This is a genomic window from Actinomyces faecalis (assembly GCF_013184985.2).
Taxonomy (GTDB): domain Bacteria; phylum Actinomycetota; class Actinomycetes; order Actinomycetales; family Actinomycetaceae; genus Actinomyces; species Actinomyces faecalis.
Genome location: NZ_CP063418.1, coordinates 1,576,059 through 1,602,585, shown reverse-complemented (window position 1 = coordinate 1,602,585; position 26,527 = coordinate 1,576,059). Strand labels below are relative to the sequence as shown.

34 protein-coding genes are annotated in these 26,527 nt (G+C 69.8%); 28 read left to right on the top strand and 6 right to left on the bottom strand.

The window, feature by feature from the left end; genetic code table 11:
• Positions 1-2 precede the first annotated feature (2 nt).
• The 20 genes from HRL51_RS06825 (at position 3) to HRL51_RS06730 (ending at position 14,635) form a co-directional block, all read left to right on the top strand.
• A complete protein-coding gene (locus HRL51_RS06825; RefSeq protein ID WP_172121308.1) occupies positions 3-236 on the top strand; it encodes a hypothetical protein in 234 nt (77 codons plus the stop codon).
• On the top strand, positions 169-564 hold the full coding sequence (locus tag HRL51_RS06820) for a hypothetical protein (protein ID WP_172121309.1): 396 nt from the start codon (positions 169-171) through the stop codon (positions 562-564). Before HRL51_RS06825 ends, HRL51_RS06820 begins: the two co-directional genes overlap by 68 nt.
• Entirely contained in the window at positions 561-914 is a 354-nt protein-coding gene (locus HRL51_RS06815) for a hypothetical protein (protein ID WP_172121310.1), read from the top strand. The genes HRL51_RS06820 and HRL51_RS06815 overlap by 4 nt, the downstream gene beginning before the upstream one ends.
• A 3-nt stretch (positions 915-917) precedes the next feature.
• The gene (locus HRL51_RS06810) at positions 918-1,295 is read left to right on the top strand and encodes an HK97 gp10 family phage protein (RefSeq protein WP_172121311.1); all 378 of its coding nucleotides are present in this window, start codon (positions 918-920) and stop codon (positions 1,293-1,295) included.
• A complete protein-coding gene (locus HRL51_RS06805) occupies positions 1,292-1,681 on the top strand; it encodes a hypothetical protein (RefSeq protein ID WP_172121312.1) in 390 nt (129 codons plus the stop codon). The genes HRL51_RS06810 and HRL51_RS06805 overlap by 4 nt, the downstream gene beginning before the upstream one ends.
• An 18-nt stretch (positions 1,682-1,699) precedes the next feature.
• Positions 1,700-2,365: a hypothetical protein gene (locus HRL51_RS06800; RefSeq protein ID WP_172121313.1), complete on the top strand. Its 666-nt coding sequence runs from the start codon at positions 1,700-1,702 to the stop codon at positions 2,363-2,365.
• A gap of 106 nt (positions 2,366-2,471) precedes the next feature.
• Positions 2,472-2,693: a hypothetical protein gene (locus HRL51_RS06795; protein ID WP_172121314.1), complete on the top strand. Its 222-nt coding sequence runs from the start codon at positions 2,472-2,474 to the stop codon at positions 2,691-2,693.
• 20 nt (positions 2,694-2,713) lie between these two features.
• On the top strand, positions 2,714-3,061 hold the full coding sequence (locus HRL51_RS06790; RefSeq protein ID WP_172121315.1) for a hypothetical protein: 348 nt from the start codon (positions 2,714-2,716) through the stop codon (positions 3,059-3,061).
• Between the two features lie 50 nt (positions 3,062-3,111).
• Complete coding sequence (locus HRL51_RS06785; RefSeq protein ID WP_172121316.1) at positions 3,112-3,462, top strand: hypothetical protein; 351 nt, start codon at positions 3,112-3,114, stop codon at positions 3,460-3,462.
• Positions 3,463-3,515: 53 nt separating this feature from the next.
• Positions 3,516-7,310: a tape measure protein gene (locus HRL51_RS06780; RefSeq protein WP_172121317.1), complete on the top strand. Its 3,795-nt coding sequence runs from the start codon at positions 3,516-3,518 to the stop codon at positions 7,308-7,310.
• Complete coding sequence (locus tag HRL51_RS06775) at positions 7,310-8,116, top strand: hypothetical protein (protein WP_172121318.1); 807 nt, start codon at positions 7,310-7,312, stop codon at positions 8,114-8,116. Before HRL51_RS06780 ends, HRL51_RS06775 begins: the two co-directional genes overlap by 1 nt.
• Positions 8,113-9,225: a hypothetical protein gene (locus HRL51_RS06770; RefSeq protein ID WP_172193442.1), complete on the top strand. Its 1,113-nt coding sequence runs from the start codon at positions 8,113-8,115 to the stop codon at positions 9,223-9,225. Before HRL51_RS06775 ends, HRL51_RS06770 begins: the two co-directional genes overlap by 4 nt.
• Positions 9,222-10,001, top strand: coding sequence for a hypothetical protein (locus tag HRL51_RS06765; RefSeq protein WP_172121320.1), 780 nt, complete (start codon positions 9,222-9,224; stop codon positions 9,999-10,001). Before HRL51_RS06770 ends, HRL51_RS06765 begins: the two co-directional genes overlap by 4 nt.
• Before the next feature lie 9 nt (positions 10,002-10,010).
• Positions 10,011-10,607 carry a hypothetical protein gene (locus tag HRL51_RS06760; protein ID WP_172193443.1) on the top strand — a complete coding sequence of 199 codons (597 nt, stop codon included), beginning with the start codon at positions 10,011-10,013 and terminating at the stop codon, positions 10,605-10,607.
• A gap of 46 nt (positions 10,608-10,653) precedes the next feature.
• Complete coding sequence (locus HRL51_RS11605) at positions 10,654-11,136, top strand: carbohydrate-binding protein (RefSeq protein ID WP_218957616.1); 483 nt, start codon at positions 10,654-10,656, stop codon at positions 11,134-11,136.
• 78 nt (positions 11,137-11,214) lie between these two features.
• On the top strand, positions 11,215-11,412 hold the full coding sequence (locus HRL51_RS06750) for a hypothetical protein (RefSeq protein ID WP_172121322.1): 198 nt from the start codon (positions 11,215-11,217) through the stop codon (positions 11,410-11,412).
• A complete protein-coding gene (locus tag HRL51_RS06745) occupies positions 11,409-12,275 on the top strand; it encodes a C40 family peptidase (RefSeq protein ID WP_172121323.1) in 867 nt (288 codons plus the stop codon). The genes HRL51_RS06750 and HRL51_RS06745 overlap by 4 nt, the downstream gene beginning before the upstream one ends.
• On the top strand, positions 12,275-12,763 hold the full coding sequence (locus tag HRL51_RS06740) for a hypothetical protein (RefSeq protein ID WP_235954492.1): 489 nt from the start codon (positions 12,275-12,277) through the stop codon (positions 12,761-12,763). Before HRL51_RS06745 ends, HRL51_RS06740 begins: the two co-directional genes overlap by 1 nt.
• Complete coding sequence (locus tag HRL51_RS06735) at positions 12,760-13,305, top strand: hypothetical protein (protein ID WP_172121324.1); 546 nt, start codon at positions 12,760-12,762, stop codon at positions 13,303-13,305. Before HRL51_RS06740 ends, HRL51_RS06735 begins: the two co-directional genes overlap by 4 nt.
• Entirely contained in the window at positions 13,292-14,635 is a 1,344-nt protein-coding gene (locus tag HRL51_RS06730) for a collagen-like protein (protein WP_194256515.1), read from the top strand. Before HRL51_RS06735 ends, HRL51_RS06730 begins: the two co-directional genes overlap by 14 nt.
• A gap of 78 nt (positions 14,636-14,713) precedes the next feature.
• Here HRL51_RS06730 and HRL51_RS06725 read toward each other — a convergent pair whose 3' ends face one another.
• Both HRL51_RS06725 and HRL51_RS06720 read right to left on the bottom strand, forming a co-directional pair.
• Positions 14,714-15,004 (bottom strand): ribbon-helix-helix domain-containing protein, encoded by a 291-nt coding sequence (locus HRL51_RS06725; protein WP_172120181.1) that lies wholly within the window; start codon positions 15,002-15,004, stop codon positions 14,714-14,716.
• A complete protein-coding gene (locus tag HRL51_RS06720; protein WP_218957615.1) occupies positions 15,001-15,279 on the bottom strand; it encodes a hypothetical protein in 279 nt (92 codons plus the stop codon). Before HRL51_RS06720 ends, HRL51_RS06725 begins: the two co-directional genes overlap by 4 nt.
• A gap of 224 nt (positions 15,280-15,503) precedes the next feature.
• On the opposite strand from HRL51_RS06720, the gene HRL51_RS06715 reads away from it, so the two are divergent.
• From HRL51_RS06715 to HRL51_RS06695, 5 genes are all read left to right on the top strand, one after another.
• A complete protein-coding gene (locus HRL51_RS06715; RefSeq protein WP_172193495.1) occupies positions 15,504-16,013 on the top strand; it encodes an ImmA/IrrE family metallo-endopeptidase in 510 nt (169 codons plus the stop codon).
• Positions 16,010-16,417, top strand: a complete 408-nt coding sequence (locus tag HRL51_RS06710) for a hypothetical protein (RefSeq protein WP_172120178.1) — start codon at positions 16,010-16,012, stop codon at positions 16,415-16,417. The genes HRL51_RS06715 and HRL51_RS06710 overlap by 4 nt, the downstream gene beginning before the upstream one ends.
• Positions 16,418-17,033: 616 nt before the next feature.
• Entirely contained in the window at positions 17,034-17,465 is a 432-nt protein-coding gene (locus tag HRL51_RS06705; RefSeq protein WP_172120177.1) for a DUF6941 family protein, read from the top strand.
• On the top strand, positions 17,462-17,719 hold the full coding sequence (locus HRL51_RS12010; protein ID WP_172120176.1) for a DUF4258 domain-containing protein: 258 nt from the start codon (positions 17,462-17,464) through the stop codon (positions 17,717-17,719). Before HRL51_RS06705 ends, HRL51_RS12010 begins: the two co-directional genes overlap by 4 nt.
• A 36-nt stretch (positions 17,720-17,755) precedes the next feature.
• Positions 17,756-18,091 (top strand): DUF2283 domain-containing protein, encoded by a 336-nt coding sequence (locus tag HRL51_RS06695; protein ID WP_172193494.1) that lies wholly within the window; start codon positions 17,756-17,758, stop codon positions 18,089-18,091.
• Positions 18,092-18,185: 94 nt separating this feature from the next.
• Here the strand turns inward: HRL51_RS06695 and HRL51_RS06690 are convergent, their stop codons facing one another.
• The 3 genes from HRL51_RS06690 to HRL51_RS06680 form a co-directional block, all read right to left on the bottom strand.
• Positions 18,186-19,025 carry a tyrosine-type recombinase/integrase gene (locus HRL51_RS06690; RefSeq protein ID WP_172193492.1) on the bottom strand — a complete coding sequence of 280 codons (840 nt, stop codon included), beginning with the start codon at positions 19,023-19,025 and terminating at the stop codon, positions 18,186-18,188.
• Between the two features lie 197 nt (positions 19,026-19,222).
• The gene (dnaG, locus tag HRL51_RS06685) at positions 19,223-21,229 is read right to left on the bottom strand and encodes a DNA primase (protein WP_172193491.1); all 2,007 of its coding nucleotides are present in this window, start codon (positions 21,227-21,229) and stop codon (positions 19,223-19,225) included.
• Between the two features lie 61 nt (positions 21,230-21,290).
• Positions 21,291-22,613, bottom strand: a complete 1,323-nt coding sequence (locus HRL51_RS06680) for a deoxyguanosinetriphosphate triphosphohydrolase (RefSeq protein WP_172120172.1) — start codon at positions 22,611-22,613, stop codon at positions 21,291-21,293.
• A gap of 146 nt (positions 22,614-22,759) precedes the next feature.
• Here HRL51_RS06680 and HRL51_RS06675 point away from each other — a divergent pair, with 146 nt between their 5' ends.
• From HRL51_RS06675 to HRL51_RS06665, 3 genes are all read left to right on the top strand, one after another.
• Entirely contained in the window at positions 22,760-23,986 is a 1,227-nt protein-coding gene (locus HRL51_RS06675; RefSeq protein ID WP_172120171.1) for a glycosidase, read from the top strand.
• Between the two features lie 81 nt (positions 23,987-24,067).
• Positions 24,068-24,559, top strand: coding sequence for a peptide deformylase (gene def, locus HRL51_RS06670; protein WP_172120170.1), 492 nt, complete (start codon positions 24,068-24,070; stop codon positions 24,557-24,559).
• 170 nt (positions 24,560-24,729) lie between these two features.
• Positions 24,730-25,230: a DUF3145 domain-containing protein gene (locus tag HRL51_RS06665; RefSeq protein WP_172120169.1), complete on the top strand. Its 501-nt coding sequence runs from the start codon at positions 24,730-24,732 to the stop codon at positions 25,228-25,230.
• A gap of 6 nt (positions 25,231-25,236) precedes the next feature.
• On the opposite strand, the gene HRL51_RS06660 is transcribed toward HRL51_RS06665, so the two are convergent.
• Positions 25,237-26,526 (bottom strand): beta-ketoacyl-[acyl-carrier-protein] synthase family protein, encoded by a 1,290-nt coding sequence (locus HRL51_RS06660; protein ID WP_172120168.1) that lies wholly within the window; start codon positions 26,524-26,526, stop codon positions 25,237-25,239.
• Between the last annotated feature and the right edge of the window lies 1 nt (position 26,527).

Here is a 26,527-nt window from a genome sequence, read left to right as displayed (position 1 = left end):
CCGTGACAACCTTCACCCACAAGATCACCGGCGCGACCCTGACCTACCCCCAGACGCACCCCCTCCACGACACCTTGGTCAGCTGTGACCAGTGGCAGGCCCAGGACGTCCCGCAGGAGCCGGCTCCTGATACCCCTGAGGAGCATGAGGAGACGAAGGAGACTGGTGATGGGGCAGACAGCCCAAAGCCCGCTGCACGACGCGGTCGCGGCCGCGCTACGACGCCGTCTGACTGACGACGAGATCGAGCAGGCCGACCACCTGGCCGCAGGTGCCCACGCACTCATACGCGGGCACCTGGGCCAGGACCCGCCGGACGAGGCGTCTGACGCCGTCAGCTACGTCGTCGCCCAGATGATCGCCCGCGCCCTCTCACGTGCTGGCGACGTCCCGGCCGGCATGTCGACCCTCACAGCCACCACCGGCCCCTTCTCCCTCGCCCAGGGATACTCCACAGACTCCCAGGGCGGGGGAGTGTGGCTCACCCGCCAGGACCAGATCATGCTGCGCCCCTGGCGCACCGGCGCGGTCAGCGTCCCCCTGGCGTCTGAGAGGTACCCGTGAGCCCCCTCAGCCCTGTCAGCCTCATGCCAGAGGAGTGGAGGACCACCGTCACCGTCACCGGTCCTGTCCGCCGGGACGCTGACGGCTACCTCACCCCAGAGGACGAGCCCAAGGAGGTAAGCGGCTGCCTGGTCGCACCAGCCACCGCCACCACGCCCCGTCTGACCGACCCGGCTACCTCCCAGTCACCGTCCGACACCGCCACCCTCTACGCCCCACCTACCGCCCCCATCGGACACCTCGACACCGTCACCGTCCCACCCACTCACGCGCTCGCGGGTGTCTGGCAGGTGGAGGCGACGCCGGCGGTGTGGCCGATGGGTGTGGTGGCCACGCTGACCAGGAGGTGAGCCGTGCCCGCGAGGTTCGAGATCGACAGGCGTGGGGCCCAGGCCCTGCTGGTCTCTTCCGGGATGAGGGCGGCGATGCTGGCTGCGGCTCAGGAGGTCGCCCAGGAGGCCTCCCGGACGGCCCCTAGCCGGTCCGGGGCCCTGGCGGGCTCCTACCGCACGGAGTCTGCGACAGCCCGTGTGCGCACGCGTCGTGGCGGGGTCAGTGAGAGAGCCGCTGGGCGGGTGCTCAACGACTCCCCGCACGCGGCCGCGGTGGAGTTCGGGCACGCCGGCCCGGGCGGTGCCCCGGTGGCGGGTGCTCACACGCTGGGGCGTCTGGCTGGCAGCAAGCGCGCTAAGGCGTCTGGCCGCACGGTGCGCAGAAGGAGGAGGCGATGACGTTCGCTGACCCTGTCTCCCTGGTGCGGGCGGCGGTCACCGGCACCACGGGCATGGAGACCACCCGCGTCCTGGACGTGGAGTTCACCAGCGGCCCGGTGCCCGTGGTGCACGTCCACCACCTGTCCGGGACGGCTGACGAGGTCGACCGCCTGGACCAGGTGGGGGTGGACGTCTACCACACCGCCGCCACCGGGCCGGGCTCGTCGTCGGCCCTGCTCGTGGCGTCACGCGTCCGTGACGCCCTGGTGGGCACGAACCTGCCCACCCCTGTGGGGCTGATCGACGAGGTGGCCGTGTCCGCCGAGCCGGTCACCCGCCCCTACGCAGGCCTCATCGAGGTGGCCTCCATGGTCCTCGATGTCACACACCGACCCATCTACTGACCGAGAGGAAAACCCATCATGGCTGCAACGACGATCGAGGCGCTCAAGGCCAAGCACAACCACGGGACCAACGTCCGCAAGGGCCTGAACGTCATCATCTTCATGGCCCCCGCCAGCGCAGGGCTGCCGGACAAGATCACCGACACCAACGGGCAGCTCAGTGAGATACCGCCCGAGTACCTGCCGGTGGGCATGATGACCACCGACGGGGTGACCTTCTCCGCGGACGTGTCCAAGGAGGAGGTCGAGGCACTGGGCTACGTCGAGCCGGTGCGCACCGACGTGGTCAAGGCCCCCAAGACCATCAAGTTCGGCGTGCTGGAGCCCCTGCGCAAGAACGTCCAGGAGCTCGTCTACGGCGTGGACCTGTCCAAGACCAAGGCTGCTGCCTCCGGGGAGATCGTCTTCGACGAGGCTCCCATGCCCCAGTTCAGCGAGTTCCGGCTGATAGCCATCATGGCCGACGGGCCGGCGGACAACGAGTGGCTGCTGGGACGCGGCTTCCCGCGCGTCAAGCTCGCCTCCGTGCCCGAGGAGGTGTGGTCCTCCTCCGACCCGGTGAAGTTCGACCTGGAGCTCGACGTCTTCACCGACACCGCCCTGGGCACGCCCTGCCGTCACTACATCGGCGGCACCGGCGCACTGACCCACCTGGACGCGATCGGCTTCACCAAGACGGCCTGACCGCCCTGACGTCGCGTCCCCGGCTGCACGGTCTCCCGGCCGGGGACGCGGCACCCACCACACCCCCGGGGGACCGCTCCACCACGACACACACAGAGAGGGACCCATGATGCGTGAGTTCACCAAGACCGTCACCACCACCGACGGCCACAAGACCGTCCTGACGCGCACCACCGACCAGCCCGGTGAGGCACGCACCCTGCTGGCTACCGGCTGGGAGGAGACCACTCAGGAGCCGCAGGACACCCAGGCGGCTGCTCCAGAGACAGCCCCCGCTTCGGCTAAGCCTGAGCGCAAGCTGGCCAAGACCGCCAAGACCGAGAACTGACCACGCTGAGGGAGACCACCATGACCACCAGCCCCACCACCCCCGACCTGACCCTCGCCGCTCTCAACGACCTGGACGGCGCAGCGGCCCCCGGACCCTTCACCTTCGGTATCGGCTCCAAGGTCGTCACCTTCCCCGACCCCATGGACCTGCCCGCCGAGGAGACCGAGCGCTTCCTGACCGACATGCAGTCCCTGTCGTGGCCCATGGAGGTCTTCAGGCGCTGGCTGTCAGATGAGGACTACCAGCTCCTGGTCGACCAGCGCCTGACCGGACGCCAGGCGGTGCTGCTGCTGCGGCAGGCCAACCGGCACTACGAGGCAGGCATGGGGAGCCTGGGAAAAGGCGAGCCCTCCTCGACCGACTGACCCGGTACCAGTCCGAGATCACCGCCGACCTGGGCGAGCAGGGATGGGACGTGCCCGCCCTGTTCGTCCAGCGCCGGTGGAGGTTCCTGGCAGACCTGGTCGACGGGCTCGGCCCCACCTCCCGCATGGTCTCAGCCATGCTCAACGACACCGAGCGGGCCCGCGACATCGCCCAGGCCGTCGACCGCACCGACCAGGACGACACACCCGCTACCCTGCGTGACCAGACCCCCGAGGCCATTGCCCTGCACGCGATCTACAACCTCCTGGTCCACGCCCTGGGCGGCAGGCAGACCTGGCCCGAGCCAGTCACAGCAGTCGACAAGGCACGCGAGGACCTGGCCATGGAAAAGGCCTGGGACGTCATCGCCGTCATGACACCCTGGGCACTGGACCGATAACCCCGCCCCGCTACGGGGCACCACCCGCACACACGAAAGGCTGGTGGTGCCCCGTGGCAGGCGCGTTCCAGGCCGGCACCGTCTTCGTCGACGTCGTCCCCTCCCTCAAAGGCTTCTACAAGACCGTCTCCAACGAGACCCGCACCGCCGCCACCAGGGCAGGAGGAGAGGCCGGCAAGGCCTGCTCCGACTCCTTCACCAAGTCCGCCACCACCGCCGGCAAGGACGTCGCCAACGCCCTGACCGACCCCCTGGGCAAGTCCACCGAGCGTCTGCGCACCGAGGCCGCCACAGCCGGCCAGGCACTGGCCTCCGCCCAGGAGACCGCCGCCAGGTCCACCCAGACCCTCACCGACGCACGCACCAAGGAGGCCGAGGCAGCCAGCAAGGTCCAGGCAGCCGAGAAGGCCCTGGCCACCGCACGCGCCTCGGGCAACGCCGACGACGTCGCCCGAGCCGAGACGGCCCTGGCCTCCGCCACCAAGGACGCCCAGGCCGCCTTCAAGGCAGCCGACACCGCCGCCGCAGCCCACTCCAAGGCCCTGGGAGAGGTCGAGCTCAAGACCCGCGCAGCCGACGCCGCCAACGACGCGCTCGCGGCCTCAGAGGGTAGGCAGGGGGCTGAGGCTCGTCAGGCTGGGCGTGCTGCCCGTGAGGCGGCCGAGGGCATCGAGAAGATGGACCGTGCCGCTGACTCGGCGGACGGGGCGGTGCGTCGCTCTGGCACGGCACTGGGCTCCTTCCGGGGACTGGTGCGTCAGGCGATGGGACCTCTGGCGGCCCTGGGCGCGGCGATCGGTATCGGCGGCCTGGCGTCGGAGGCGATGGACGCCTCGGACGCGACCGACAAGTTCAAGTCGACGCTGCGGTTCGCGGACGTCGACACCTCCACGATCGAGGCGCTTGCTGCCTCGACGAAGAAGTACGCCGACGAGACCGTCTACGAGCTGTCTGACATCCAGTCGATCACCTCCCAGCTGGCCTCTAACGGCGTGGACGGCTATGACCGGCTGGCTGAGGCTGCCGGGAACCTGAACGCGGTAGCGGGTGGCAACGCCGACACCTTCAAGTCCGTGGGGATGGTGCTGACCCAGACCGCTGGTCAGGGGAAGCTGACCACGGAGAACTTCAACCAGCTGTCCGACGCGATCCCGGGTGCCAGCGGGAAGATCCAGCAGGCCCTGGCTGAGGCCGGGGCGTACACGGGCAACTTCCGTGACGCCATGGCCGAGGGGCAGATCACCGCCGAGGAGTTCAACCAGGCGATCCTGGCCCTGGGCATGACGGACGTGGCCCGTGAGGCTGCGACGTCGACGTCGACCATGGAGGGAGCCTGGGGAAACTTCCAGGCGACCCTGGTCTCCGGGGTCAAGGACATCATCGAGGACGTCAAGCCGGCCCTGACCAGTGGCCTGTCGGCGATGTCCGACGCCGCCGGGGCGGCATTCGCCTGGGTCCAGGACACCCTTGTCCCCGCGCTGCAGAGCGCGTGGGAGTCAGTCGGACCGATGGTCTCTGAGCTGGCGTCGGTCGCTGGCGGCGTGGTCTCACGTGTGCCCGGCATCGTCGCGCAGGTCGTCCAGGGCCTGGAAGACCTGTTCTCCTGGGCCTCGCGCAACCGTGACGTGCTGGCGCCGCTGGGTGTGGCCCTAGGAGTGGCCGCTGGTGGGCTGACGGCTCTGGTGGCAGCTCACAGGGCCCACAACGCCGTCATGGCGGCAGGTGGCCTGCTCAGGTGGGTCAAGGGTCTGTCCCTGTTCACCAAGGCCACCAACATCGCCAAGGCCGCGCAGGCAGCCTTCAACGTGGTGATGAACCTCAACCCCCTGGGCCTGATCGTCACCGCGATCACCGCGGTGGTGGCGGGGGTGGTGTGGTTCGCCACCCAGACCGACACCGGGCGCGCGGTCGTGGCCGCGGCCTGGCAGGCCATCAAGGACGCTGTCGCGGCGGTGGTGGACTGGTTCCGCACCACCCTCGTGCCTGTCCTGTCCACGGTGTGGGAGGGCGTCAAGACCGGGTTCACCGCCGTCAAGGACACCGTCACGGCCGTGTGGGACGCCATCATGGCGGCTGTCCAGACGGTTGTGGGCTGGTTCCAGACCTGGGTCCTGCCCGTCATCGAGCTGGTCGGGGCGATGCTCACCGCCCCGTTCCTGGGCCTCATGGTGGCCGTCAAGGCCGCTTGGAACGGGATCATGGCGGGGGTCCGAGTGGTGGTGGGCTGGTTCCAGACCTGGGTCCTGCCCGTCATTTCCTTCGTGATCGACCTGTACGTCGCCTACTTCAACCTCCTCAAGACGGTTGTCTTGGCGGTCTGGAACGGGATCATGGCGGGGGTCCGAGTCGTGGTGGCCTGGTTCCAGGCCTGGGTGTGGCCGGCCATCTCAGCTGTCATCGACTGGGTGTCTGCCGGGTTCACCGCGATGAAGGACTCCGTGGCCACGGCCTGGAACGCCGTCAGGACCGCGGTCGAGGTGGTCAAGAACTGGTTCACCGGCACACTGTGGCCGGCGATCTCCGGCGTGATCGACAACGTCAAGACCGGCTTCGAGAACATGAAGACGGCTGTGGCCACCGCCTGGGACGGCATCAAGGCCGCAGCGGCCAAGCCGATCAACTTCGTCATCGGTACCGTCTACACCGACGGGATCAAGAAGACCTTCGACACGATCGCGGAGAAGGTCGGCCTGTCCATCCGCATGCCGTCGGTCTCCAAGATCCCTGGCTACGCCACCGGCGGCCAGTTCCGGACCATGACACCGGGATACACCCCCGGCAAGGACGTCTACACCTTCTACTCGCCTGACGGCGGGGGAGCGCTGCGCCTGTCCGGTGGTGAGGGGATCATCCGCCCCGACGCCCTACGCGCCCTGGGAGGCCGCACCTGGCTGGACGCGGTCAACGCCTCCCGCGGTCGCGGCCTGTCCACGGTCGGTGACGGCGGAGCCCGCCGCGGCCAGGTCGCCTTCGCCGAGGGAGGCATCTGGGACCGTGTCAGGGGCTCGGCCTCCGCAGCCTGGTCGTGGGTCAAGGACACCGCGTCCGCCGTGGCGGACATCGTCTCCGACCCGCTCGGCGCGATCACCGACCTGGTCATCAGCCCCGCCAGGACCCTCCTGTCGTCCCTGACCTCCACCGCCTGGGGGCAGATCGCCGCCGGCATCCCACCGATGCTCTTCGAGGGCATCAAGTCGATCTTCAAGACCAAGGTGGATGAGTCCGGGATCGGCGGGGGAGCAGGACTGGTGGGGGCGGCCCGTCGGGCCATCGGTGTGCCCTACGTGTGGGGAGGCTCCTCCATCCCACCAGGCCTGGACTGCTCAGGCCTGGTCTACTGGGCGGCCCAGCAGCTCGGCCTAGGGTGGCCACGCCTGACAGCCGCCGGCTACCAGTCCGGCTCCACCCCGGTGTCCATGTCCCAGGCTGTGCCCGGCGACCTGCTCTTCTGGGGCAGCCCCGCCCACCACGTGGCCATCTACTCCGGCCCGGGACGGATGGTGGAAGAGCCACGTGAGGGCCTGTCAGGCCGAGAGACCGCCATCTGGGGCTCGCCCACCGTCGGACGCTACCGAGGCTCACGAAAGTACGACGCCGGAGGATGGCTCCACCCAGGCCTGACCACAGCCGTCAACCACACCGGCCAGCGCGAGGCGGTCCTCACCGCACGCCAGTGGGACGACATCTCCACCCTGGCCACCCGAGGCACAGACAACCCCCTGGCCAGCCTCGACGGCGTCAGCCTCCAGCTCGTCCTCGACGACGGCACCTCCCTGGCCGCCCACCTGGAGGCCACCACCACCAGGCTGCTGGCCACACGCCGCTCCGTCACCGGGAGGAGACGCTGATGCCACTGACCGCCACGGCCCTGTCCGGCCAGGCACCACTCATCCAGGTAACCGTCCCCACCGGCACCGTCCCCAGGGGAATGACCTACACCGTCACCGGCACCACCCCCACCGGGTGGACCTGGGACGTACGCGGCGGACACCGGGTCTCCGAGGGCACACAGGTCGTCCTCGCAGACCCCATCGCCCCCGTCAACCAGCCCATCCGCTACCGCCTGACCACACCCACCGGCCTCGTGACCGAGTCCACCACCGTCACCCGCCCCTGGGCCGGCCACACCCTCCTGACCGACATCACCTCCACCACCCACATCGACCTCATCTGGCAGGGCAACGACCCACACACCCTGGACATGCGCGTCACCACACACGACATCCCAGGACGCCCCACACCAGTGCCCGTCTTCGCCCCCACCATGGGAGCAGGAACCACCACCCTCACCGCACGCACCACCGGCACCCACACCCACGCCCTGACCGCGCTCGCGGCTCGTCCGGCGGTGGTGGCGCTGTACCACAACCCGCTGCACTGCTTTCAGTGCCGGGTGGGGGCGTGTGACGTGGAGCCGGTGACGGTCATGGTGCTCACGGACGTGTCTCACGCTCGCTCGTCGCGGGTGGACGTGGCTGAGCGGTCGTGGTCGCTCAAGGGGGCGCTGGTGGCGGTGCCTGAGCCTGAGACGACTCTGGCCACCAGTACGTGGGCGGACTTTGACCGGGTGCGGTTCACCTGGGGCACGCTCCAGGCCCGCCGTATGACCTGGGACGTGTTTGACCGGACTGTGTGGCAGGAGGTGGGCAGGTGACTCTCACGCCTGTGCAGGTGCCGGCTGGTGTGCTGGCGGGGGCGCACTCGTGGGCCCCTCGTGTGGACTCCTGGCTGGGGACGACGTGGCTGGGGCAGGTGCCGGTGGGGTCCGGCTCGGTGTCGTGGAGCGCCTCCCAGCAGGTGCAGGGGTCTCTGTCGTTGACGGTGCCCAGGGTGGCGTCGGCAGGTGAGGACGCGGACGCGCGGGACTGGCGGCCTGTGGACCTGACCAGCCCGCTGGCCTGTGCCGGGCAGGTGCTGCACGTGTCCGTCACGGTCGGCTCCCTCGTCACCGGACAGTCGTGGGCCGTCCCGCTTGGCCGCTTCCTGGTGACCGAGTGGGAGGCGGACGACCAGACGGTCAAGGTGTCGGGCCGCTCGCTACTGCACAGGCTGGAGGAGGACCGCCTGACCACTCCCACCGCCCCTCGCGTGGGAGGCACCCTGGCGACCGAGCTGCGCCGCCTGGTGGGCACCCATATGGGGGTGATCATCGACCCTGCCCTGGCTGACCGGCGGTGCCCGTCGATGTCGTGGGGCGAGTCGAGGAACGACGCCGTCTACGAGATCGCGGACGCCTGGCCGGCCCGCCTGCGTGAGGGGCAGGACGGCATCCTCTACGTCCTGCCACCGGCCGCGGGCGGCCAGGCGCGGGTCATGAGCGACGGGGCCGAGGGCACCGTCATCGGAGCCCCGTCCGCCGCCAGGCGCGACGGAGTGTACAACCGTGTTGTCGCTAGAGGACAGGACATCACCGACTCCGGTGCGCCGGCGTTCCAGGCGGTCGCGGACCAGACCACCGGCCCCCTGTCCGTGAGCGGCCCCTATGGCGTCGTCACGAAGTTCTTCAGCTCGCCTCTGATCACGTCGCAGTCGGTGGCAGAAAAGACCGCTGCGAGCATGCTGGCGACGTCGGTGCGTCGTCAGGTGACGGTGCCGGTCACGCACGTGCCTGACCCCACGATCAGCCTGGACGAGACGGTCGAGCTGGTCACCCAGGCGACTGCGGGAACGGAGCTGATCCGCCGCACGGGCACGGTGGCGTCGGTGGAGGTGCCGCTGGGGTGGAGCGAGACGGCTCGCACGGATGTGGAGGTGGACCAGTGACTCGCCTGCTGCCGCTGCTGGACACGATGGCCCTGGATGACGCTCCCCGCACAGGCTCGGATCGGTCTCTGACGGCGGTGGCCCAGGTCGTGTCTGTCTCGGACGGTGGGAGGGCAGTGACGGTCAGCCTGCTGGGGTCGGCTCCGATCACCCTGCCCTCGACCGTGACCCCCTGGACGTCGGTGCGGACCTGCTACGTGCTGCTGGACGCGGCCACCGGGCGTCCTGTGCACGTCCTGGGCCCTGCACCGACGCCGGCCGGCACGCTACCGACCCCGCCTCCCGCCCGGGCTCCCGTGGCCACGACCCGCACGGTCACGATCCCGGCGCAGTGGACCGGAACCTACACGGCCTCTGCCATCGGCCACTCGGGGTGGGGGATCTGGGAGGCCACCTCGGGCGGATCTACCACGGACCTCTACCAGGGCACCAGCGGGAGCACGACCCTGCGGTCGCTGGCCTCCTACGGGCGTCACGTCGAGGCCCTGGGCGCGGGCCGGCTCGACCGCGTCATCCTCCGGCTCACCCCGGCCGTGGACCGTACCTGGACCGCCAGCATCCAGGCGGCCACCTGGTCCGAGACCGGGCCGCAGGCCTCAGGCACCGCAGTCACCGCCACGGTCAGTGGCACCAGCCCCATCGACGTGGACGTGACATCCCTGGCCTCCTCGCTGATGGGCGGCCAGGGCCTGGCACTGACCGGCACCGGCTACGGCGCCGTCTCAGGGCAGGGGTCGTCCATGAGCCTGACCATCACCTACACATCCAAGCTCTAGGAGACCCCCATGCCTCTGACCGACGCCCGCGGGCACACCGTCCCGGCCGCCACCGACCTGGCCTCACGCCAGGCCCTGCTCGACCTGTCCCTGTCCATCGGGGACATCAAGACCTGCTCGTCACTGTCCCAGGCAAGCGCCTTCGTGTCCTCACTCGCTGCGGCAGGCGTACGCGCCTCGGCAGACAAGCCGGTCTACGTCCGTATCGCCGGGGTGCTCCGGGCGTGGGACGGTACCAGGTGGGAGGCGGTGCAGGCCGGGGACGTCCGCTCGTCCGCTCCCCTGACCGCGGAGAGCTGGTGGGTGTTCGACCCGTCGTCCGGGTCCGTGCACAGCGTCGGTGCCCTCCACCTGGCACCCCTGACCATCCGCTGGCCCCGGAGCTCATTCGACACCAAGGTGGGTGAGGGGTTCCCGGTCGCTCACATACCAGCGGGTGTGCCCGCCCCGGCAGTCGACTGGACCAGCCTGGGCACCCTCCACGCCGGCGCCTACGCCATGCCCCTGGTGTACAGGAGCGCAGGCAGGTCGATCAGCGTCCAGCCCACCAGCTCCTTCACCTGGGGCACCGGCTGGTGCTACGGCACCGCCACCTGGATCGCCTGACCCCAGCACACAGGCCCGTCAACCACGATAGGAAGAGTGAGATGAGATGATCACCGAGGACCGGCTACGCGCCATGACCGACGAGCAGTGGGCCCAGGCGTGGCCGCTGATGTCAGCGGAGGCCATGCGACGCACCACCATGGCCACGGCCCGTGCCACCGCCGAGCAGGCAGCAGCCGACTACGCCGCCGCCGTCATCGTCCCGGACACCGTCCCAGACGTGTCCGACATGGACACCACCGCCGTCATCGGCCCAGGCGAGCACCTCACCGTCAGGGGAGTCGAGTGGGTCAATGCGTCCGGTGCATGGCTGTCGCCGCACACCGCAGGCCCAGCCGACTACCCGACGGGATGGCGTCACGCCGCCCCAGAGGACGTGGCCACGGCCGACCCCTGGGCACCCAGTACCAAGTACGAGGCAGACGCACTCGTCACCCACAGTGGCCAGACCTACCGGTGCATCCAGCCCCACACCTCACAGACCGGCTGGGAGCCCCCCGATACTCCCGCCCTGTGGACCCTCGCCTGACACCTACACACACGACCCACCCGAGCCCCGTCACCACACCGGTGCGGGGCTCTCCTCATACCCACAAAGGGAGGAACCATGACAGACACCACCACAGCCACAACCACGGCCACAGACACGGGCGACGCGGACCTGACCGCGCTCGCGGCCTCCTGGGAGGAGTCCCAGGTCCCTGACGGGGAGCTGACGCGCCCTGGCACTGACCCGCGCGAGGACGAGGGTGCGGACGTGCCCCAGGACGCCCAGGTCGACACCGGTGAGGAGGAGCAGGCATGAGCGTCCAGCAGCAGGTCCTCGCCCGCGCCGCCTCACGTATCGGCTACTACGCTCCCCGTGACCCGCAGGTCGGCTCCGAGGCCGCCCGGTACTGGTACCACCGTGGAAAGGGGGCCTGGCTCCTCGGACCGTCCAACAGGATCTGGTGGTGCATGCTGTTCGTGGCCATGTGCCTGGACGAGTGCGGCCAGGTCGGTGCGATCGGCGGCTACTCCTCGCACACGGACACCACGATCGCCCAGGCGCGTCGAGCCGGCTGCCGTCTCGTGCCCGTCGCCCAGGCCCAGCCCGGCGATGTCGTGATCTTCAACTGGGACGGTGGCCCCACCGACCACGTGGGCCTGGTCGAGCGGAACCTGGGCGGCGGGGTCCTGCAGACCATCGAGGGCAACACCTCGTCCGGGGCGGCAGGGTCCCAGTCGGCGGGCAACGGTGTGTGGCGTCGTCGTCGCAGCCGTGGCATCGCGGCGGTCATCCGCCCCAACTACACCGGCACCGCAGCCCCCGCTCAGCCCGCCCAGGCCAGTGGCCTGGCGGTGGACGGTGTGATCGGCCCGGCCACCATCCGTGCCCTCCAGTCTGTCCTGGGAACGCCCGTGGACGGGGAGGTCTGGGGCCAGTGGGCACCTAACCGGAAGTATGCGCCGGCTGCTGGCGGCGGCTGGGTCTGGGACCGCTCCGGCGCCGGGTCCCCGGTCGTCCGTGCTCTCCAGTCCGCCCTGGGCGTGAGCGCTGACGGGGTCCTGGGCCCGGACACGGTCCGGGCGTGGCAGTCCCGCCTGGGCGTGGCCGTGGACGGCTACCTGGGTGCGGTCACGGCCCGCGCGGTCCAGACCGCCCTCAACAACGGACGGGTGTGGTGATGGTGACGCTCGGAGACGCTATGGGTCTGTGGGAGGCGGTCCGGGGTGTCGGCGCCGACCCCATGACCGCTGTCGTGTGGACGGGGCTGGTGTGGCCGGTGGTCCAGGCCGCGCTCGACCGCCCCTGGTGGACGCCCCAGCGCCGGGCCGCCCTCCTGGTGGTCGTGGCGCTGGTCGCCTCGGTGGTCATCTGGCTGGTGTCCTCCTACCCGCTCTCCTGGCGGCTGGTCGCCACCCAGGCCAGCGGCATCCTGGGCGTCGCGTGGGCCGTCTACCAGGCCCTGGCCGCCGTCCGTGTCGGTGACGTCCGCCTGATCGACTGGATCGGTATCCGTACCCCTGGAGGCCAGACGCGGGCCGACTACCGTGCCCGCCACCTGGCCGTCCCGCCCGTGCCGGACCCGCCGGACCCTGACGGTGGCGTCATGGCTCCCACCTGGACGCCTCACCCCACCACGGGTGAGGCCTGCGGCGAGGAGGACCGGTGAGCCTGCTGCTGCCCCTGGCTCAGTCGCTGCCGGCCCCGGTCACCCAGGCGATGACCACCCCTGAGGCGCTGGCAGCCCTGTCCGCCGTCGTCGTGGCCCTGGCCGGGGTGCTGACGGCGCTGGCACGCTGGCTGCAGCGGCGTATCACCGCCCAGCTCGACGGGGTGTCGGACCAGGCCAGGAGGGCTGCGGAGGCGTCGGTCGAGGCCGCCGGGCAGGCGGCCGCCGCCAGGGACGGGGTGACCAACAGCCACGGCACGCACCTGCGTGACGACGTCGACGGGCTGATCACGGCTGTGGCTGACCTGACGGCAGGGCAGGCCACGATGCTCCAGCGCATGGACGCCTCGGAGATGGCCCGTATCGCCGAGGCCGAGGCCAGGGAGTCACGCGACCGCCGGGCCGAGCTGCAGATCGACGGGCTGCGAGACGACCTGCGCGCGCACACCGCGTCCTCCGACCGCGCCCACCAGGTGATCCACGCCCGGATCGACGACGTCAAGGCCAGGCGCGAGCCAAGGAGGCACCATGACCGACACTGAGCAGATCGCTGCCCCTCCGCTGCCGTGGGCGCGCCTTGGCGGGCGGGTGGTGCTGCCTGACGGTACCGCCCCTGCCAGCGGCACCCTGTCCCTGGACCCTGACCCCTGCTCCCCCAGGGCCGTGCTGGAGGGTGGCCGGGTGCTGGTGGCCCACCGGGCGCGCGCCACCCTCGACCAGCACGGCCGCCTGACCAGCACCGGCACGGGCGGGGTGGGCCGGGCCTGGGTGGACGTGGTCGGCTGCCAGGCCCCCGGCGTGGAGCCGGGCGGTGAGTGGACCTACCTGCTGCGCCTGGTCGCCCCCGGGGTGGACTGGCGCTCCCACGTGGTGCTGCGCGCCGGGCAGGTCTACGACCTGGCCGACCTGGTACCGCAGGCCGCGTATGAGGGTGACGCGGTGACGGTGGCTGAGGGCGCGGCACGCGCCGCCCAGGCCGCCGCCCAGGCCGCCGCCGGGGACCTGTCGGCGGTGCGTGAGGCCGTGGAGGCCGGACGCCTGACCGGCCCCAGGGGCGAGACCGGACCCACCGGCCCCCAAGGCCCTACCGGACCCCAGGGCCAGACAGGCCCCAGGGGCCAGGCGGGACCCACCGGCCCCCAGGGCGGGACCGGACCAGCAGGCCCCACCGGCCCCCAGGGCGAGACAGGCCCCCAGGGCGTGCCTGGGCCTAGGGGTGAGACAGGCCCCCAGGGCCCCACCGGACCCCAGGGCGTGCCTGGGCCCCGGGGTGAGACAGGCCCCCAGGGTGAGCGCGGCCCTACCGGGTCACCCTCGCACATGCAGGTCGTGGGGCCGGGCCGCCCCGACGTGGGGGCCGTGCCCCCTGACCTGGCCGAGCAGGTGCGCACCGCACCCGTGGGCTCCACCTACGTGTCGACTGACGGCGCCGGTGTGGGGGCCTGGGTGTGGCGCAGGCGCCCCACCGGCTGGGTCGTGGTCGACGGCGACACCGGCTGGCGAGATGTCACGGCCTGGGCCAGGACCGTCAATCCTGGCCTGCTGCTCGACGGCTACCAGGTCCGTCTGTGCGGTGGGCGCGTCGACCTGCGGTGGAGGAAGGCCAACTGGGCGCTGGTCACCGAGAGCGAGGGCGGATTCAAGGGCCGTCTGCCAGTACCTGGCGAGCTCGCCCCGCTCATCATGGCCAAGCACCCTGCCTCTCACACGTGGACGGACTACACGGTCGGCTCCAGCAGCGGGACCAACCTCCACGCCTACGTCACCGGTGGTGGCGCGTCATGGATGCTGACCACCGCCGCCAGCGCCCACCTGAGCCTGCCCCTGCCAGCAGGCACCTGGCCACTGTCCCTACCCGGCACACCCACCTAGACCCAAAGCGCCCCCACCGGCCAGTTACGGCTGGTGGGGGCGCTTCTTGTCGTCACTGAGGGCCTATCCGCGTGTAGGTCAGACAGCCTGGGCGAGCGCGGTGCGGATGAGGGCGGAGCGTGAGACGCCCTCGCGTTGAGCCTTGTCGGTCAGGGCGTCAGCCAGGCCTCGTGGTACGCGCAGGGTCAGCGTGGCTGTCTCCTCCCCCAGGATGCGTGGGCGACCACGCACCACGCTCGTGTGGCAGTCGTCCGGGAAGGCGTCGCTCTCGTACTCGTGGGCCAGGCGCTCGTAGCGCGCGGTGTCGAGCCCGAGGTGGGCGTCGAGCTCGGCACCGGTCATCTCGCTGGTTGGCTTGCTGGTGGTCATCGTGTCCTCCTAAGGATCCGGTCAAGCTCGCTGCGAATCTTCCTGGTCGGTGGTGTCATGGCGTGAAAGGCCACCAGGCAGGCGGGGCGCACGTCGATGAGTATCTCCACCTCGCGACCGCGCATGTCGTGGCCGAGCACGACCCACACGCTCTCACCAGGTCTGCAGGCCGAGAGGTAGGCGTGCTCCCAGGCGGCTCGCACGTCGTCCTCGCTGATCTCAGGGTGCCGCTCACTGATGCGAGGATGGACGACGAGGGGCAGGCTGCTCGGCACGCGAATAGTGTAACACAAAAATGGCTTCCGCCAAGGGGTGGTGCCGATGCATGGGGTGCTGTATGCGTATCCGCTGGCAGCTGGGGGTGTGCTGTGTGGTGAGCCGCTCGGTGAGGCGTGGGTTGACAGTGCCCCCACCAGCCGCGCACGGCTGGGGAGTGGGATATATCCGGCGTGCCGCACCATACGGGCCGGTATCATGCAAATGACAGGGGGTGGTGAGTGTGCTGGTATGGCAGCAGGCGCGCGCGGACGCAGAGTCCGTGGCACGTGGCTATGACCGTGATGGCGTCTTCCCTCGCGACGTTAAGACGATCGCAGAGATGATCGGCCTAGAGGTCATCATCGCCCCGCTGACTGAGGACACCTCTGGCCTCATCATCAAGCGCAATAAGTACTCAAACCCTCAGATCTACGTCGACTCGACTGAGCTTGAGGTGCGTCAACGCTTCACGATCGCCCACGAGATCGGGCACTACTTCGAGCGCATGAACGCCGATGACAGTGAGTACTCCTTCGTAGACCGGCGAGGCTCCGGCCAGTACGACCTACACGAGTTCTACGCAGACGAGTTCGCCGGAACCCTGCTCATGCCGCAGGAAGAGATCCAGCGTCTACGAGAGGCTGGGAAGACAGCTGTCGAGATGGCGGCACACTTCGGCGTATCAGTGGCAGCCATGAACACCCGTCTAAAGCGCATCGACATCGCTGATCAAACCAGGAATGACCAGTGACAGAACCAGGCCCCTCTGACGCCTCACTCGACGAGTTCTTCCGTGCGTCACAGGATCAAGAGCCGCAGAGCGACCTTCCAGTAGGCAAGGTTGCAGAGCGAGTCGCCAAAAGGGCTGACGAGCGGATGCGCGACGCCGAGGCCGTACGAGTCGAGCAAGCAAACAAGCTCAGAGAGTGGTTCTTCATCGCGGGAATCAGCCTGGCCGGGGCATGCGTCGCGACCTCGATAATCATCTCCATCTGGCTCACCTGCACCAACCGCATGACGGAGACAATCGCTGTTGCCTTCATAACCGGATTAACTATCGAAGTCGTCGGCATCGTCGCAATCATGGCCAAGTACCTCTTCCCCGCATACGGCGACACACTCGCCCCCCAGCGCTCACTGAGCGCTCGCGGCTAGTCCCAGGGGTCGAGGGTGGCCTGGAGGGTCTGGGCGACCCACACGGGCACGCCCAGCTCCTCGGCGATCGCGCCTGGCCGTCGAGAATCCGCCACGCCTCGTCCGGGGCTGTCGTGCGCAGGTCCCAGTCGCGCACGCTGGTGAGCCTGACTCCCATGAGGTGCACGAGGTCCGGGCGGGCGATACCGTGAGCCTCCCTCATGGCACGAAAATGAGCGGGCGTGGGGTCGTCGCGATTGATCCGAGGCATCGTGATAATGAGGAGGGAAGGGCCCCTCCCGGCGGCTGCCGGGAGGGGTGGTCGCCTTACCGCTTGCGGTGCCTCCCGCGTCCCGGTCTGAGCAGCCGACAGAGCTCTATGACTGCTACCATGGATGCTGGAAGGGCGACCAGGATGCCGATGATGTTCCAGATCATCGTTTCCCTCCTTCCGTAAGGCCCCCGGATGATCCCCGGGGGCTTCTCCTTTGTCTGGAAGGGGCGGTGTCCCCGTCCCAAGTCCGGCTAACGCAGCAGGTAAGGTCGAGGGTGGGAAGTAATAGTGTCTCGTTCCCACCGTCATGCGAGGTCGTGTAAAAACGCCGATAGGCGCAGGCTGGCCTCGTAGGATCAGCCCATGATTGATCTCGACTACGCGATGCTTGCGGACTATGCCGCGATCCAGGAGTCAAAGCTGACTGTGGTGGGCGCATCATTCACGCGGGTACTGGTTGAGCAAGTGCCGATGCAGGCATTCCTAGCGGTGGCTGGACGCATCCGGTGCGACGAGCCGGACCGCAGGGACATTGGGTTGACAGTGAGAGTGATCTCCCCAGGTGATGAGCCGCTGGTCATTGAGGCAACCAACCGCCTGGACGCGTCCGAGGAAGCCCACCCGCCGTACTCGGGGCACAGGCGGGGCATCGTCTTCGCCGTCCAGATCGCTATCCCACTGCTCGTAGCAGGCACGTACACGGTTGAGATTGACATTGATGAGACTGAGGGAGTGGATCGGACACTGAAGTTCGAGGTGGCGTTCCTGGAGCAGGCTCAGGACAGTGAACGATGAGGCTCACCTACCGCTACTCCAAGCATGGACGGCAGCGCGCTCGCGGGCGCAGTATCACGCACGAGGAGATCGACCAGGCCCTGAACAACCCTGAGCGCACTGAGCCGGGTAACGCGCCGGACCGTATGAGGTACGTCTCGCATCCTATGGAGGACGGGTACAGGATCGTTGTGGTTGCTTCGCACCCACCGAACTACATGGGGGTGGTGACAATCGTGACATGCATCGCGAAAAGCCCCAATGCTCCCAGATAAGACCGGTACGGTTAGCCCGTAAGGAGGAGAGCACCTATGAGCGCACCGCACCGCACCGTCACGCTCGACCCTGAGGTCCGCGCCTGTTACATCTCGCTGTCTGACGACCCGATCGCTGAGACGTTTGAGTACTCCGAGGACGTCTTCGTCGACCTCAACGAGATGGGGGTCGCCGTCGGTATCGAGGTCCTCAACCTCAACGCGAAGTTCCCGCTCCATGACCTGACCCGGGCACTGCACATTCACTCCAAGGACGAGCCGTTCTTGGCGTCGTTCCTGCCGAACCTGGCTGTGTCCCTGCGGTTCGACGCGGCTTCGGCTGCGGACTCGACGATCATGGCCCGTACCTCGAGCGCGCGTCAGCCCGCCTAACAGCAGCGTGATGTGTCCCCGCCGCCCGGTTATGGGTGGCGGGGACACGCGCTGTCTACGGGCCCTACGGGCGGACGCGTTGCGACGAGTACGCCTATGCCGCGGCGGCGACGGCACGCAGCCTCCGGGCGTCTGTGGCCACGTACCGCTGGGTCGTCTTGGGAGAGGCGTGACCCAGCAGCCTCTGGACCGCCATCAGGTCCTGGCTGCGCTCATAGGCCACCGTCCCGAACCGGTGCCGTAGGGAGTGCATAGACCACCCCTGCGGTAGGGCCCGGGCGACCTTGCGCCCCACGGTGTCAGGTGACAGGTGCCCGCCGACCCTCCCCGGGAAGAGCCACCCTCCACCAGCCCGCTCTCGGATCGTCCGGGCCAGGTCGTCAGTGACGGGCACAGTGCGCTCGCGGCCTCCTTTGCCGTGGACGAGGAGGCTGTGTCCCAGGAGGTCTTCGCTCAGGTCCTGGGCGTGTATGCGGGCGACCTCGCCGCGTCGTAGACCGAGCCTGGAGGCGATGGTGATCATGAGTGCCACGTCGTCGGGCGCGTGGGCGGCCGCCTGGGTGAGTACGAGGTCGGGGCAGGGGTGTGGTGAGGGCTGGGACTCTCTGACGCGTGGTAGCGCGGTGGAGGGGTCGTGGCTGGTGCGTCCGGCTCTGAGTGCCCAGTCGTAGAACTTGCGTACTGAGGCGTAGGCGGATCGTCTGGTCTCGGAGGACCATGCGGTTCGTCCTGCCCATGCGATGAGGGCGTCGTCGGTGACGTCCCATGGGCCGGTTCCTGTGTGCCGGGCGAGGGCCGTGATCCAGTAGGTGCGCACTCGCAGTGTCTGGTGGGATGCTCCTGCTGCGACCATGGCGGCGCGCCATGCGCCGAGGGGCTCGCGCCAGGGGAGGGGGACGGGCTTGGACCGGGGGTCGTCGTTGGTGTATTCCATGTGCGGTATGTAAGGCTGCGCCTGTGCGGTCTGTCACTACCGCTTGGTGGTGGGGCTCGTCCTGCTCTCAGGCTGCGATCCGCTGTGGGGTGCGGGGGGAGAACGGATCACTTACCGGACGGTTGCTGGTTCGAGTCCAGCCGCAGGAGCCTCTCGGAAGCCCCGGCCCCACCGGCCGGGGCTTCCGGCGTTCCCGCTCAGCCCTGCCGGCTCAGCTGCATGCGCTTGTTCTCCAGGCCCACGATCTCCTCGAAGAGCTCGCGGTACCCCGGGTCCTCCGCGGACATACGCTTCTGCCGGCCACGTAGCTCGGTGAGCCTCCGGTTGACCCCCATACGGGCCAGGGATGTCACCACGTCGCGCGCGTAGCGCTCCAGGGCGTCGGCATCGATCTCCTGCGAGCCGCGGCGCGTCGAGACAGGGAGGGTCACGACAGCCAGCGCCGTGAGAGCAGCGTCGATCTGTGAGGTGGCTCCCAGACGCACCTGCTCCACCCAGTGGGCGAAGGCGGTGCGCTCGACCTCCTTGACGCCCATGCCGCCGGCCGTGAGCGCTGCGACCTCGTCCTGCATCCGGCTCACCCCTCCAGCGGCCTCGATGGCCTCGAAGGCGGCACGGTGAACCGCGTTGGAGAAGGCGGCGGCCTCGATCGTGTCCGCTCCCGCTCTCGCGGCCGCCAGAGGCTGCTGGACCATCGTCGCCAGGGCCTGACGCTCCAGGGCCGTGACCTGGTCCGTCACCGGCTCCAGGGCCGGACGTCGTGCGTCGGTGCCCAGGACCGCGTCCCCGCCGCCGGTCGTGCCCTGAGAGGCCCCGCCTCCACGGCGCTCAGCGGACTGCACGGCGCGCAGCACGTCAGCCTCAGGCAGGGCCACCCAGCCGGCCAGGCGCCGGGCGTACTCGCGGCGCAGCGCCCGGTCCCGGATCCCGGCCACGACCGGCGCCGCCGTTCGCAGGCCATGCACACGCCCCTCGGCAGTGTCCAGGTCCAGGTCAGCCAGGCAGGTACGGATGACGAACTCGAACAAGGGCTTGCGCCGCTCCAGCAGCCGGGGAATTCCCTGGTTGCCCTCCTCCAGCCTCAGGTCACACGGGTCCAACCCGTGCGGCTCGACGGCGACGAAGGTCTGGGCCGCGAAGTGCTGGTCCTCGCCGTAGGCGCGCAGGGCTGCCTTCTGACCGGCCGCGTCCCCGTCAAAGGTGAAGATGACCTCCCCTCCGCGCACGCGGTTGCCCATGACGACGCCGGCTGAGGGGTCGGCGCTGTCTCCCAGCAGGCGTCGCACGATCCGCACGTGGTCCTCGCCGAAGGCCGTCCCGCAGGTCGCCACCGCGACCGTCACACCGGACAGGTGGGCAGCCATGACGTCCGTGTACCCCTCGACCACCACCACGCGGTGCTGGCTGGCGATGTCCTTCTTGGCCAGGTCCAGCCCGTAGAGGACCTGGCTCTTGTGGTAGATCGCGGTCTCCGGGGTGTTGAGGTACTTGGGGACCGTCTTGTCCTCGTCGCTCAGCCGGCGGCCTCCGAAGCCGACGGTCGCGCCGGTCACGTCCCGGATGGGCCACATGATCCGGTCCCGAAAGCGGTCGTAGACCCGGCCGCCTCCAGATCCCCCCTGCCCGCACAGGCCGGAGGCGACGAGCTCAGCCTCGGTGAAGCCCTTCGAACGCAGGTGACCCGCCAGGTTGTCCCACCCCGCCGGGGCGTAGCCGACCCCGAAGCGGGCCAGGGCCGCGTCGTCGAACCCCCGACCGTACAGGAAGCGTCCGGCGGCAGCGGCGGCAGGGTTGGCAGGGGAGAGCTGGGCGCGGAACCACTCCTCCGCCACGCGGTTGGCCTCCAGCAGGCGATGGCGGGTGCCGGGCTCGACGCCGCGGCGCACGTCTCCGGAGGAGTCCTCGTAGCGCAGCTGGACCCCGACCCTCCCGGCCAGGTACTCCACGGCCTCAGCGAAGGACAGGTGGTTGACCTTCTCCACGAAGGAGATGACGTCCCCGCCCTCCCCGCAGCCGAAGCAGTGCCACAGGCCCAGCTGCGGCCGGACGTGGAAGGAGGGGGTCTTCTCGTCGTGGAAGGGGCACAGGCCCTTCATCGAGCCCACACCGCCGCTCTTGAGCGTGACGTGCTCGCCGACGACGTCCTCGATCCTGGCGCGCTCACGCACCGCCTCGATGTCCTCGCGCTTGATCAGTCCCGCCATGCGGTCATCTTAAGCGCGCTCGCTCCGGGGCCGGGGCCTGCGCTCGCGGCCGTCCACAGGCCTAGACCTCCGAGAACATCCCGCACAGACGGGCGTGCCACTGACGGGCTGAGGTGTCAGTGAGAGAGGCCACTTGGTCGACGACGGCACGCAGCCTCCCGGCGTCGTCACCCGCCTGCCGCCAGGCCTCGGCGAAGACTGGCTCCAGGTGCCTGTCTCCGGACGTGCTCAGCGCGTCAGCGAGGTCGAACAGCTCAGTGCGCTGGCGCAGGTAGACCGGCTCGTGCTCGCGGGGAGCCATGACGTAGCGCACGGCAGCGCCCTTGAGGACGAGGATCTCGGCGCGTGTGCGCTCGGGGAGGACGAGGTCGGCGTCGTAGCGGGCCAGGGGGCCGTCCCCGAAGACCTCACGGGTGGCTCGGGCGACGTCGGAGACGAAGCGCCCGATGAGCTGGCTCGTCATGTTCTTCAGCCCCGCCGCGTCGGCCACGGAACCGCTGTAGCCGTCGATCCAGCTGTCCAGGGACGTGAGCCTGCGCCAGGCGTCCTCCAGCTCGTCGCCGTCGAGGTCGTTGCCGTACCAGCTGAGCGTCGCCTCGACCACGGCCTGCCCCTCGGCCGCCCTGCGCAGGGCAGCCGGGTCCATCTTCCCCAGCGCGATCGCGTCCTCGACGTCGTGGACGGAGTATCCCACGTCGTCAGAGAAGTCCATGACCTGAGCCTCCAGGCAGCGCCGGTCGGCCGGAGCACCGGTGCGCATCCAGTCGAAGACCTCACGGTCGTCGTCGTAGCAGCAGTACTTGCGTGAGCTCTTGCCCTCCGGCCCGCCTGGTCCCTCGCCCTTGGCCCAGGGGTACTTGGCCACGGCGTCCAGGCTCGCCCGGGTGAGGTTGAGGCCCACGCTGTGCCCGGAGCCGTCCAGGGTCTTGGGCTCCAGGCGTGTGAGCAGGCGCAGAGTCTGGGCGTTGCCCTCGAAGCCCCCGATCGAGGCGGCTACCTGGTCCAGGGCCTTCTCGCCGTTGTGGCCGTAGGGCGGGTGGCCCAGGTCGTGGGCCAGGCACGCAGCGTCGACGACGTCAGGGTCGCACCCCAGCGCCTGTCCGATCGCGCGTCCGACCTGGGCCACCTCCAGGGAGTGGGTGAGACGTGTACGCACGAAGTCGTCAGCGGAAGGACCCAGTACCTGCGTCTTGGCACCCAGTCGTCGCAGTGCGGAGGAGTGGAGCACACGTGCGCGGTCGCGCTCGAAGGGGGTGCGCTGAGGGTTTTTCGCGGCCTCGGTCACGAAGCGCTCGACGTCGTGGGCGTGGTAGCCGACGAGGTCGCCCTGGTCCTCTCCGGCAGCGGCTAGGGAGTGGGCAAGGACGTGCTCGGGTGACGACATGCCCTCAGCCTACGCAGCGGCGCGCTAGTATGGCTGAAAGGTTGAGGACGCTCGACACCGGCCTGTGCGAGTCACGGGAGGGCGGACTGGTTGACGCCCCGGCCTCGCGACCGGGCGGCGTGCCCGGCAGAAGGGAGCCAGCTGCCGTGATGACCACGACAACGCTCGTCCACCGTGCGTCCTCAGGGCCGATCGAGTGGTGGCGTGACGGGCTGGTCTATGAGATCGCCTCACCTGAGCTCGGTGCGGCTGACCTGGCTGGTGCCCACCGCATGCTCGATCACGTCGTCTCCCTCGGATTCACCGCGCTGCTGCTGCGCCCGAGCCTGCTGGACACAGCCACCGAGATCGACTCCTTCCGCCGCCTGACTGACCAGGCGCACGAGCGCGGCCTGCGCGTGGTGGTACGCGTGTCCGGCGCGCTGGGGCCGGTCACCGGCGCGCACGTGCACGACGACGACCGCTTCGTCGTGGGCGCCGAGCGCAGCGGCGAAGGGATCATCGGGCGTGCCGAGGCCTTCCTGGCAGCGGGTGCTGACGGCGTGGACCTGGGCACGATCATCCCGCCCGAGGTCGATGAGCGCACGGACCTGCGACGCCTGACGGAGTACTTCACCCTCCTCCACGGCCTGGTGGCCATGCACGTCGAGGACGGGATCCTGGGGGCGGACGTCTCCGCCGACTACCCGGACACGATGCGCCACCACCTGCAGGAGGACTGGCTGCACCACCTGCGCGACGACGCCCTGACGCTCACGCGCTGGGACGTGGACTCTCTGACGCGCCACATCACGAGCTCGCTCGCTGAGCACGACCGCTTCGGCGCTCCGCCGGTGTGGCGCTACCTGCCCAGCTTCTGCCTGAGCGAGGCGACCGACCCCGGTGACGGCCGACGCTGGTTCGGTGTGTCAGGTCAGGAGCGCCGTCGTCGAGGGCTGTCGATGCAGGCGCTCATGCTGGCCCTGCCGGGGGCGCTCTATCTGCGCCAGGGTGATGAGATCGCCCTGCTGGACCAGGACAAGCCGGAGTCCCCGATGGAGCTGGCGGCGCTGGTGGGCGCTCACGCCCACACCCAGGCCAGCCAGTTCGGCTCGCCCCTGGCCACGGTGCGTCATGCCACGCGCCTGCGCCGGGAGCGCAGGCTGGCGACCTCGACCCTCGCCTTCGTCACCGGCCTGGAGTGGTGCCCTCCGCAGGCCCTCACCATGCTGGTGCGTGACGTGGTCGTCCTGGTCAACACCACTGACCAGGCGGTGGCGCTGCCTGAGCAGGCCTCGGTGCTGCTCAGCTCTCAGCAGCTGGAGCAGAAGGACGGTCTGCTGCAGGTGCCGGCCTCGACCACGGCCTGGCTCGACGCCGCGACGGTCCGTTAGCGCTGTGCTAGCACAGCGCCGGCGGCCGGGCACGGCGTCAAGGGTTCCGCCTCCAGGCGTGCCGCGTGCGAAGATGGGGGCATGGCATACCGCGACATCCGTATCATCGGCGACCCGGTCCTGCGCACCGAGTGCGAGTGGATCACTGACATCGACGACTCGGTCAAGCAGCTCGTTGAGGACCTGCTGGAGACCGTGGACGAGGACGGCCGTGCGGGCCTGGCCGCTAACCAGATCGGCGTGGGACTGCGTGCCTTCTCCTGGAACATCGACGGCGAGATCGGCTACATCCTCAACCCTCGTCTCGATGAGCTGAGCCTTGACGAGTACCAGGACGGGGACGAGGGCTGCTTGTCCGTTCCCGGCCTGTGGTACCCCACGAAGCGTGCCTGGTACGCGCGTGCGACGGGCATCGACCTGGACGGCAAGGAGGTCGTGGTCGAGGGCGAGGAGCTCATGGGCCGCTGCATCCAGCACGAGTGCGACCACCTGGAGGGCCTTCTCTATCTGGACCGCCTGGACCGTAGGAACCGGGCCAAGGCGATGAAGGACCTGCGCTCCCAGGGCCTGTGACCCAGGTCTGCCGCCCGCGGGACGTGCGGGCGGCAGGTGCGGCGGTGCTGGCTCTTGAGGGCTGTCCGTGGCACGATGGTCTGGCACGCCGCGTGCGTCATGAGGAGGCCCGGTCGGGCTCGAGAACGTAGGGGAAGACGGCTCTCGAACCAACCAGGAGGCGATCCATCGTGAACGGTGCCTACACCCGCGGTGTTCTTTTCGTGCACTCTGCGCCTCGCGCGCTGTGCCCGCACATCGAGTGGGCGGCGGCTGAGGTGCTGGGCTCTCGCGTCCACCTGGACTGGACCGAGCAGCCTGCCGCCCCTGGCATGCTGCGTGCGGAGACGAGCTGGGTGGGGGCGGTCGGTACCGGTGCCAGGCTCACCAGCGCTCTGCGAGGCTGGGCGAACCTGCGCTACGAGGTCACCGAGGAGGCGGCCCCCGGCTCTGACGGCGGCCGCTGGTCCCACACGCCTGACCTGGGGATCTTCCACGCCCAGACGGATGTGCACGGCAACGTCGTGGTGCCGGAGGACCGCATCCGTGCGGCGCTTGCGCACGCGTCCCAGCCCGAGGTGATGCGCCGCGAGCTGGACCTGGCGCTCGGCCAGGCCTGGGACGACGAGCTGGAGCCCTTCCGCTACGCAGGTGCCGGCGCACCGGTGCGCTGGCTGCACCGGGTCGGGTAGGCCTCTCTAGCGTGTGAGGACGAGGGCGACGTCGTGGCCGCCGAAGCCGAAGGAGGTGCTCGCCGCGGTGGTGAGCCCCGGCACCTGGCGGCCTGACGGGCCGACGACGTCGAGGCCGAGCGCGGCGATCTGCGGGTCGATGCCGCCGGGGAGCAAGGTCGGTGGCAGCCATCCCTCCACCAGTGCCATGACGGTGAGCACCGCCTCCAAGCCGCCAGCGCCGCCGAGCAGGTGACCGGTGGCTGACTTCGTCGCGCAGACGGCCGCTGCGGGCACCGTGCGCGCGAGTACCTGGGCCTCCACCACGTCGCCAGCGGGCGTCGAGGTCGCGTGGACGTTGACGTGTCCAAGGGCGCTGGGCTCGACACCAGCACGCGCGAGCGCGGCGCGCAGGGCCCGCTCCTGCTGGGCCCCGCCGGGCTCCGGCCGTGCGACGTCGTAGGCGTCCGCCGTCACAGCCGCGCCGGCCAGAACCGCCAGTACCTGCGCGTCGCGTGCGGCGGCGTGCTCGGCGGACTCCAGGACGAGCACGCCGGCGCCCTCGCCGAGCACGAATCCGTCACGGTCAGGAGCGAAGGGGCGCGACGCCGTCGTCGCGTCCTCACTGCGGGTGGACAGCGCTCGCATCGCAGCGAAGGCAGCGACGGTCATGGGGTGCAGGGCAGCGTCCGTGCCACCAGCGACGACCACGTCGGCGCGTCCGAGCTCAATGAGATCAGCGCCGTAGGCGATCGCCTCGGCACCTGAGGCGCAGGCCGAGACCGGAGCGTGGATGCCTGCTCTGGCACCCAGCTCGATACCGACGCTCGCGGCCGGAGCGTTGGGCATCAGCGCAGGCACTGCCGTCGGCAGCACCCGGCGCGGGCCCTTCTCCCGCAGGGTGTCCCACGCCTCCATGACCGAGAGCACCGGTCCCATCCCTGGTGAGACCGAGACCGCCAGCCGCTCGCCGTCGACTGCGGCCCTGAGGTCCTCGGCTGCCCCGAACGCCTGCTCCCAGGCCTGACGTGCCGCCAGCAGCGCGCACTGGCTCGCCCGGTCCAGGCGCCGATGCTCCTTGGGCGTCAGTAGCGTCTGCGGCTCGACAGCCAGAGGGGCCGCGACACGGACAGGGAGGTCGTGCTCCCACGCCCAGGCCTCCTCCAGCGGCTGCACGGCGCAGCGCCCCTCGCGCAGCGCCTGCCAGGTCGATGCCACGTCCCCGCCCAGCGGGTTGGTGGTGCCCAGCCCTGTCACGACGACGGTGCGCGGCGGCAGGTCCTGAGCCCGCGGCCCGGAGGCAGCCGAGCCCGCCATG

Coding starts and splice junctions, on each gene's coding strand:
- HRL51_RS12010 (WP_172120176.1), top strand. CDS start 17,462: ATGAGGCTCACCTACCGCTACTCCAAGCATGGACGGCAGCGCGCTCGC.
- HRL51_RS06660 (WP_172120168.1), bottom strand. CDS start 26,526: ATGGCGGGCTCGGCTGCCTCCGGGCCGCGGGCTCAGGACCTGCCGCCG.
- dnaG (WP_172193491.1), bottom strand. CDS start 21,229: ATGGCGGGACTGATCAAGCGCGAGGACATCGAGGCGGTGCGTGAGCGC.
- HRL51_RS06795 (WP_172121314.1), top strand. CDS start 2,472: ATGATGCGTGAGTTCACCAAGACCGTCACCACCACCGACGGCCACAAG.
- HRL51_RS06725 (WP_172120181.1), bottom strand. CDS start 15,004: ATGACCACCAGCAAGCCAACCAGCGAGATGACCGGTGCCGAGCTCGAC.
- HRL51_RS06775 (WP_172121318.1), top strand. CDS start 7,310: ATGCCACTGACCGCCACGGCCCTGTCCGGCCAGGCACCACTCATCCAG.
- HRL51_RS06690 (WP_172193492.1), bottom strand. CDS start 19,025: ATGGAATACACCAACGACGACCCCCGGTCCAAGCCCGTCCCCCTCCCC.
- HRL51_RS06790 (WP_172121315.1), top strand. CDS start 2,714: ATGACCACCAGCCCCACCACCCCCGACCTGACCCTCGCCGCTCTCAAC.
- HRL51_RS06745 (WP_172121323.1), top strand. CDS start 11,409: ATGAGCGTCCAGCAGCAGGTCCTCGCCCGCGCCGCCTCACGTATCGGC.
- def (WP_172120170.1), top strand. CDS start 24,068: ATGGCATACCGCGACATCCGTATCATCGGCGACCCGGTCCTGCGCACC.
- HRL51_RS06680 (WP_172120172.1), bottom strand. CDS start 22,613: ATGTCGTCACCCGAGCACGTCCTTGCCCACTCCCTAGCCGCTGCCGGA.
- HRL51_RS06760 (WP_172193443.1), top strand. CDS start 10,011: ATGCCTCTGACCGACGCCCGCGGGCACACCGTCCCGGCCGCCACCGAC.
- HRL51_RS06695 (WP_172193494.1), top strand. CDS start 17,756: ATGAGCGCACCGCACCGCACCGTCACGCTCGACCCTGAGGTCCGCGCC.
- HRL51_RS11605 (WP_218957616.1), top strand. CDS start 10,654: ATGATCACCGAGGACCGGCTACGCGCCATGACCGACGAGCAGTGGGCC.
- HRL51_RS06800 (WP_172121313.1), top strand. CDS start 1,700: ATGGCTGCAACGACGATCGAGGCGCTCAAGGCCAAGCACAACCACGGG.
- HRL51_RS06805 (WP_172121312.1), top strand. CDS start 1,292: ATGACGTTCGCTGACCCTGTCTCCCTGGTGCGGGCGGCGGTCACCGGC.
- HRL51_RS06705 (WP_172120177.1), top strand. CDS start 17,034: ATGATTGATCTCGACTACGCGATGCTTGCGGACTATGCCGCGATCCAG.
- HRL51_RS06740 (WP_235954492.1), top strand. CDS start 12,275: ATGGTGACGCTCGGAGACGCTATGGGTCTGTGGGAGGCGGTCCGGGGT.
- HRL51_RS06820 (WP_172121309.1), top strand. CDS start 169: ATGGGGCAGACAGCCCAAAGCCCGCTGCACGACGCGGTCGCGGCCGCG.
- HRL51_RS06730 (WP_194256515.1), top strand. CDS start 13,292: ATGACCGACACTGAGCAGATCGCTGCCCCTCCGCTGCCGTGGGCGCGC.
- HRL51_RS06750 (WP_172121322.1), top strand. CDS start 11,215: ATGACAGACACCACCACAGCCACAACCACGGCCACAGACACGGGCGAC.